This is a genomic window from Nocardioides sp. B129/18, from assembly GCF_055282735.1.
This window is the reverse complement of record NZ_JBUZJI010000022.1, coordinates 13923-20201: the sequence shown is the minus strand read 5'-3', so window position 1 is coordinate 20201 and position 6279 is coordinate 13923. Positions and strand designations below refer to the sequence as shown.

The following is a 6279-nucleotide window of genomic DNA, read 5'->3' as shown; positions in this document are numbered from 1 at the left end:
CCCTGCTGCGTCCGATCGCGCTCGAGCTCGCGCTCGTGGCCGATCCGCTGCCCGCCACGCGCCTGGCCGAGCTCGGCCTGGTCAACCGGATCGTCCCGGCCGGCGGCGCGCTCGAGGCCGCGCTCGACCTCGCCCTGCGCATCGCCGCCAACGCGCCGCTCTCGGTGGCCGTCGGCAAGCAGATCGTCGACGCCGCCCCGACCTGGTCGCCCGAGGAGGGCTTCGCGCGCCAGAGCGAGCTGGCCTCGCCGGTGGTGCTCAGCGACGACGCCCGCGAGGGGGTCGCCGCGTTCGCCGAGAAGCGCGACCCGGTGTGGAGCGGCCGATGAGCGGGCTGCTCGACCACCTGCCCGACCGCCTGCCCGATCGGCTCGTCGACGGGCTGCTCGACGTCCGCGACGCGGTCGACGCCGCCCGCGTGCTGCTGCGCGAGCGGCTCGTCGAGCCCGCCCACCCCGTCCGCACCCTGCTCGCCGCGCGCGACACCGAGCGGCTCGGGCCGGTGGCGGCGATGGTGCGGCGCGGCGCCCGGGTCCACCCCGAGGCGATCGCGATCCGCGACGACGACGGCACGATCTCCTACGGCGAGCTGGCGCGTCAGGCCTCCGGTCTCGCGCACGGGCTGCGAGCCTTGGCGCCGCTGGCCGCTCCGGCGTCCGACGGCGATCGGCCGGTCGTCGTCGGCCTCCTCAGCCGCGACCACCGCGGCGCCGTCGTGGCGCTCGCCGGCGCCGGCTGGGCGGGCATGCGGGTCGTGCTTCTCAACACCGGCTCGGCCGCCCCGCAGCTCGCCGCGGTGCTCGAGCGCGAGGGCGTCGACCTGCTGCTGCACGACCTCGAGGCCGAGGCGGTCGTGGTCGCGGCCACCGACCGACGTCCGCTGCCGCGGGTGGTGCTCGACGGCGCGTCACCGGGCGTCACCGGCCTGGCCGACCTCGTCGCCGCCGCTCCCGCGACCCCGCCGCCCACGCCTGCCCGCTCCGGCGGCCTCGTCGTGCTCACCAGCGGCACCACCGGCGTCCCCAAGGGGGCGCCGCGCGGACGCGTCTCGCCGCTGCAGAGCGGCCAGGTGCTCGACCGGCTGCCGTTCCCGCGCGGCGGCATCGTCGTGATGGCGGCGCCGGTCTTCCACGGAACCGGCCTCTCCCAGCTGGTGCTGGCGATGGCGGCCGGCTGCCAGATCGTGCTGGCGCGTCGCTTCGACGCCGCCCGGTGCGTCGCCACCGTCGCGCAGACGCGGGCGCAGGCGCTCGTCCTGGTGCCGACGATGCTGCACCGCATCCTCGCCCTCGAGCCCGACCCGGCCGATCTCGCCAGCCTCGACCGCATCTTCGCCGCAGGGTCCGCGCTGCCCGCCGCGCTGTGCGTGCGCACCCATGCCCTCCTCGGACCGGTGCTGCACAACATGTACGGCTCCACCGAGGTCGGCGTCGCCGCCGTCGCGCTGCCCGACGAGCTCGCCCTCGCGCCCGGCTGCGTCGGCCGTCCGCCCGCCGGCGCGCGCGTGCGGATCCTCGACGCCGACCGCCGCCCCGTCGCGCCGGGGGAGTCCGGCACCGTGTTCGTCCGCAGCCTGCTGGCCTTCGGCGGCTACACCGACGGCTCGGGCAAGGAGGTCGTCGACGGCCACGTCTCCACCGGCGACGTCGGCCACCTCGACGCCCATGGCCTGCTGCACATCGACGGCCGCGAGGACGACATGATCGTCTCCGGCGGCGAGAACGTCGTCCCGGCGCAGGTGGAGGCGCTGCTCGGCGAGCACCCCGACGTCGACGAGGCCGTCGTCGTCGGCGTGCCCGACGAGGAGTTCGGGCAGCGACTGCGCGCCGTCGTCGTGCCGCGTGCCGACGCCGCCCCCGACCTCCCCGACGCCCTCCGCGCGCTGGCCCGCGAGCGGCTCGCGCGCCACGAGGTCCCGCGCGAGGTGTGGCTCGTCGACGTCCTGCCGCGCAACGCCACCGGCAAGGTGCTGCGGCGGCTCCTCGTCAGCGCCGACTCCGTGGACGCCCTCGACGCCTCGGCGCGCTGAGAGGCCGATCAGGTCAGGGAGAACTGGACGTCGTCGGGGGAGGCTTCCCCTGACAACGTCCAGTCTCCCCGGATATCCGGGGAGACTGCCCCCGGTCAGCCGACCGCGGTGCGGGCCCGCGCGGCGGCGTGACGACCGGCCCGGCGCCCGAAGAACGACCCCTCGCCGAGCTGGGTGCCCGAGCAGTAGCCGGCGCCGTCCTGGGCGATGTTGGAGGCGCAGGCGCCGGCGGCGTAGAGGCCCTCGATGACCGTGCCGTCGGGACGCCGGGCCTGGCCGTCGACGGTGGTGGCGATGCCGCCGAGGGTGAACCCGGCGTAGAGCGCCTCGCCGAGCGTCAGACTGAAGACCCCCCACGGTCCCTCGGTCTGCGGGGCGAGCCAGTCGGGGTGCTTGCCGAAGTCGGGGTCCTCGCCGCGGGCGGCGTGCTCGTCGTAGCGGGCCATCGTCGCCACCAGCGATCCGGCGGGCAGCTCGAGCGCGGTCTCCATCTCCTCGATCGACTCGTAGCCGTCGAGGAACTTCACCAGGGGCATGCCGCGCTCGCCCATGTGGGCGCTGTCGGCGATGAGGTACGCAGCGGAGTCGCGCTGGTGCATGACGTGGTACGACGTCCGCGAGTGGTAGGAGTCCTCGGCGACGAACCGCCGGCCGTCCTTGTTGACGATGACGCCCTTGACCAGGCTCGAGGGCGGGTAGAACGGCGCGGTGATGAAGGGCTCGTCCATGTGCTTGAGCTCCGCGCCCACCGAGGCGCCCAGGCGGATGCCGAGGCCGTCGTCGTAGGTGGAGCCGAGGGTGAAGAGCTTCGAGCCGAGGGCGGGGGTGTGGGCGGCGACCATGTCGGGGTTCATCACGAAGCCGCCGGCCGCGACGACCACGGCGTCGGCGCGCAGGACCCCGGTGCGCTCGAAGGAGCGCCAGGCGACGCCGACGACGCGGGCCTCGCCCTCCCGGTCGTCGACGACCAGGTTCGTCGCGCCGGTCTCGTAGCGGACCTCGACGCCGGCCTCCTCGCACCGGTCGCGCAGCAGGTCGACGACGAGCTTCGCGCCCTCGGTGTCGCCGGGCACGGGGACCTTGTGGCCGCGCGGCGCAGGACGGGCCTGGCCGCGGTAGGGGTGGACCTTCTCGTTGCCGGTGAACATCAGGCCCTCGGTGCCGGGCTGGATGACGGCCTTGCCGGGGAAGTAGGAGCGCTCGAACTCGAATCCGAGGGCCTCGAGCCAGGTGAAGTGCTCGACGGAGTCGTCGCAGTAGGCGCGGATCTTGTCGTGCTCGGGGTCGCGGCTGGTCGCGACGAGGTAGGCGTACATGTCGTCGGGGGTGTCCTCGTGGCCGGTGGCCTGCTGCACCGCGGTGCCGCCGCCGAGGTAGAAGTGGCCGCCGGCCATGCAGGTCGTGCCGCCGTGCACCGCGGCGCGCTCGAGGATCAGCGTCCGGGCTCCCGCCCGCGCCGCCTCGAGGGCGGCGCACCCGCCGGCGATCCCGAAGCCGATGACGACGACGTCGTAGTGCTCGGCGCCCTCGGGCACCTCGGTGGCCGGGACGACGGCCGGGATCGCGGTTCCGCTCATGGCTCAAATCTAGAACAAGTTCCAGTTCTGCGCGACGGTCGTCACAGCACAGCCGCTCCACAGCCTGCCGCCCCCGCGGACCAGGTGGCCGCCGATAGACTTCCCACTCGCCACCGACCCCCGAGGTGACATGACCTTCGACGTCCACGAGCTCGACGTGTTCGTGCTGTGGGGCGCCGCCGTCACCCTCGCCGCCGTCCTCGCCGTGCGGCTCACCGCACGCGCCGGCCTCCCGAGCCTCCTGCTCTACCTGCTCATGGGCGTCGCACTGGGCGAGTCCGGCCTCGGGATCCCCTTCGAGGACGCCGAGCTCGCCCATGCGCTGGGGTTCGCGGCGCTGGTCCTCATCCTCGCCGAGGGCGGTCTGACGACGTCGTGGCGCGAGGTCAGACCCTCGATGCGGCTGGGTGCGTCCCTGGCGACCCTCGGCATCGTCGTGTCGGTGGCCGTCATGGCGGTCGCGGGTCACTGGCTGCTCGGTCTGGACTGGCAGCTGGCGATCCTGCTCGGCGCCGTCTGCTCGCCCACCGACGCCGCGGCGGTGTTCTCCGTCCTCCGGGTCGTGCCCCTGCCCTCGCGTCTCACCGGTGCGCTCGAGGCGGAGTCAGGTCTCAACGACGCGCCCACCGTCGTCCTCGTGACGCTCGTGGCCAGCGGCGCGGCCGCCGAGCAGCCGGCCTGGGCGATCGCCGGGATCGTCGTCTACGAGCTGCTCGCCGGCCTCGTGCTCGGCCTGGTCATCGGCACCCTCGGCGCCTGGCTGCTGCGCCGCGCCGCGCTGCCCTCCTCGGGCCTCTACCCGATCGCGGTGCTCAGCCTCGCGCTGCTGGCCTACGGCGCCGGCGCCGCCCTGCACGCCAGCGGGTTCGCCGCGGTCTACGTCGCCGCCCTCGTGCTCGGCAACTCCGAGCTTCCGCACCGCGGCGCCACCCGATCCTTCTCCGAGGGCATCGCCTGGCTGGCCCAGATCGGGCTGTTCGTCATGCTCGGCCTGCTGCTGTCCCCGACCCGCATCACCCCCGAGGTCGTCGGCCTCGCCCTCCTCGCCGGGCTGATCCTCACCCTCGTCGCGCGGCCGATCTCGGTGCTGGTCAGCGCCGTCGTGCGTCCGATGCGCTGGCCGGACCTGGCCTTCCTGTCCTACGCCGGGCTGCGCGGCGCCGTGCCGATCGTCCTCATGACGATCCCGCTCTCGGAGGGCGTCGACGGCGCCGAGCGGCTCTTCGACATCGTCTTCGTGATGGTGGTCGTCTACACCCTGCTCACCGGGCCGACGCTCCCGCTGGTCGCCCGGGTGCTCAAGGTCGCCCGTCGCTCCGAGCCGCGCGACCTCGACCTCGAGGCCGCCCCGCTCGAGCGGATCGCCGCCGACCTCCTGCAGGTCACCATCAGCCCGGCCTCCCGGTTGCACGGCGTCGAGGTCAGCGAGCTGCGCCTGCCCGTCGGGGCGTCGGTCTCCCTGGTCATCCGCGACGGGCAGACGATCGTCCCCGAGCACCGCACGGCCCTCAAGCGCGGAGACGACCTGCTGATCGTCACCGCACGCCGGGTGCGCGAGCAGACCGAGGCGCGGCTGCGCGAGGTCAGCCTCCACGGCCGCCTGGCCCACTGGGTCGCCCCCGAGCGTCGCGGCTGACCGGCGCGGCGCGCCTCAGGACCCGTCGGCGCAGGACGGAGTGGAGGTGAGGGCGCGCACCGACGTGCTTGCGGCGGTGAGGCCCTCCAGGCCGTCGCCCACGACCACGATCACCCCGCGCGCCTTCACTCCGGCCGGAATCGGACGCACGAGGGTCCCCGACGGCAGGGTCGAGCGGACGAGGCGGGTCGCGGCGGCGGTCGGCCTCGCGGACCAGACCTCGGCCACGCCGACCTCGACGCCGGCCGGCGCGTTGCCGATGGTGCCCTGCCGGAACCCCTGGTCGGTGAGCGCGCTCATGATCTCGGCGGCTCGGCCGCGGCGGGTGCCGGAGTTCAGGACGGAGACGACCGCCTCGCGCGGCCGCACGACCCGACTCGTGGGCGCCTGTCCGCCCGGGCAGGCGCTCGGATCGTCGGCCGCGGCGGCCCCCGTGCCGCTGGAGTCGCCCGCGTCGCCGAAGGGGGCGGTGAGCGCGGAGACGCCCCAGATGAAGCCGACCACCAGGAGCACCACGAGCGTGAGCAGGGTGGCGGTCTGGGTGGTGACGCGGGAGCGGCCGGCGCGCGGCGCGTCGCCCGGCCCCGCCGGTGTCGGAGGAGGGCCGGACGCGTGGCTCATGACGCCGGCTCGTCCAGGGCGTGCACGCGGGCGTGCAGCACGGTGCGCTGCTGGAGGGCCGCCCGCAGCGCGCGGTGCAGGCCGTCCTCGAGGTAGAGCTCCCCGCGCCAGGACACGACGTGGGCGAAGAGGTCGCCGTAGAACGTCGAGTCCTCGTCGAGCAGGGCCGCGAGCTGCAGGGTGTCCTTGGTGGTGACCAGCTGGTCGAGGCGGACCTGGCGCGGCGGCAGGCCGGCCCAGTCACGAGATCCGAGACCGTGATCCGGGTACGGGCGTCCTTCGCCCACGCGCTTGAAGATCACCGCTCGACCATAACAGCGGCGGTGCGCCGTCCTCCTCGGGCGGCGATGGCCCCGCGACGCGTCGGAGAAGGTCGCGACGCCGGCCGGGAAGTGGCCGCAGAAGATGATGTTGAA

At 74.7% G+C, this 6279-nt stretch carries 6 protein-coding genes; 3 read left to right on the top strand and 3 right to left on the bottom strand.

Features of this window, described 5'->3' with window-relative positions:
* On the top strand, positions 1–329 hold a 329-nt coding region (locus ACZDWJ_RS14935; RefSeq protein WP_463522038.1), incomplete at its 5' end, for an enoyl-CoA hydratase-related protein.
* Positions 326–2029, top strand: a complete 1704-nt coding sequence (locus tag ACZDWJ_RS14930) for an AMP-binding protein (RefSeq protein WP_463522036.1) — start codon at positions 326–328, stop codon at positions 2027–2029. The genes ACZDWJ_RS14935 and ACZDWJ_RS14930, both read left to right, overlap by 4 nt.
* A 95-nt stretch (positions 2030–2124) precedes the next feature.
* On the opposite strand, the gene ACZDWJ_RS14925 is transcribed toward ACZDWJ_RS14930, so the two are convergent.
* Positions 2125–3606 (bottom strand): FAD-binding protein, encoded by a 1482-nt coding sequence (locus ACZDWJ_RS14925; protein WP_463522034.1) that lies wholly within the window; start codon positions 3604–3606, stop codon positions 2125–2127.
* Positions 3607–3736: 130 nt separating this feature from the next.
* On the opposite strand from ACZDWJ_RS14925, the gene ACZDWJ_RS14920 reads away from it, so the two are divergent.
* Positions 3737–5242, top strand: coding sequence for a potassium/proton antiporter (locus ACZDWJ_RS14920; protein WP_463522032.1), 1506 nt, complete (start codon positions 3737–3739; stop codon positions 5240–5242).
* 15 nt (positions 5243–5257) lie between these two features.
* Here ACZDWJ_RS14920 and ACZDWJ_RS14915 read toward each other — a convergent pair whose 3' ends face one another.
* Positions 5258–5863, bottom strand: a complete 606-nt coding sequence (locus ACZDWJ_RS14915) for a LytR C-terminal domain-containing protein (RefSeq protein WP_463522030.1) — start codon at positions 5861–5863, stop codon at positions 5258–5260.
* Positions 5860–6165 carry a type II toxin-antitoxin system VapB family antitoxin gene (locus ACZDWJ_RS14910; protein ID WP_463522142.1) on the bottom strand — a complete coding sequence of 102 codons (306 nt, stop codon included), beginning with the start codon at positions 6163–6165 and terminating at the stop codon, positions 5860–5862. Before ACZDWJ_RS14910 ends, ACZDWJ_RS14915 begins: the two co-directional genes overlap by 4 nt.
* Positions 6166–6279 lie beyond the last annotated feature (114 nt).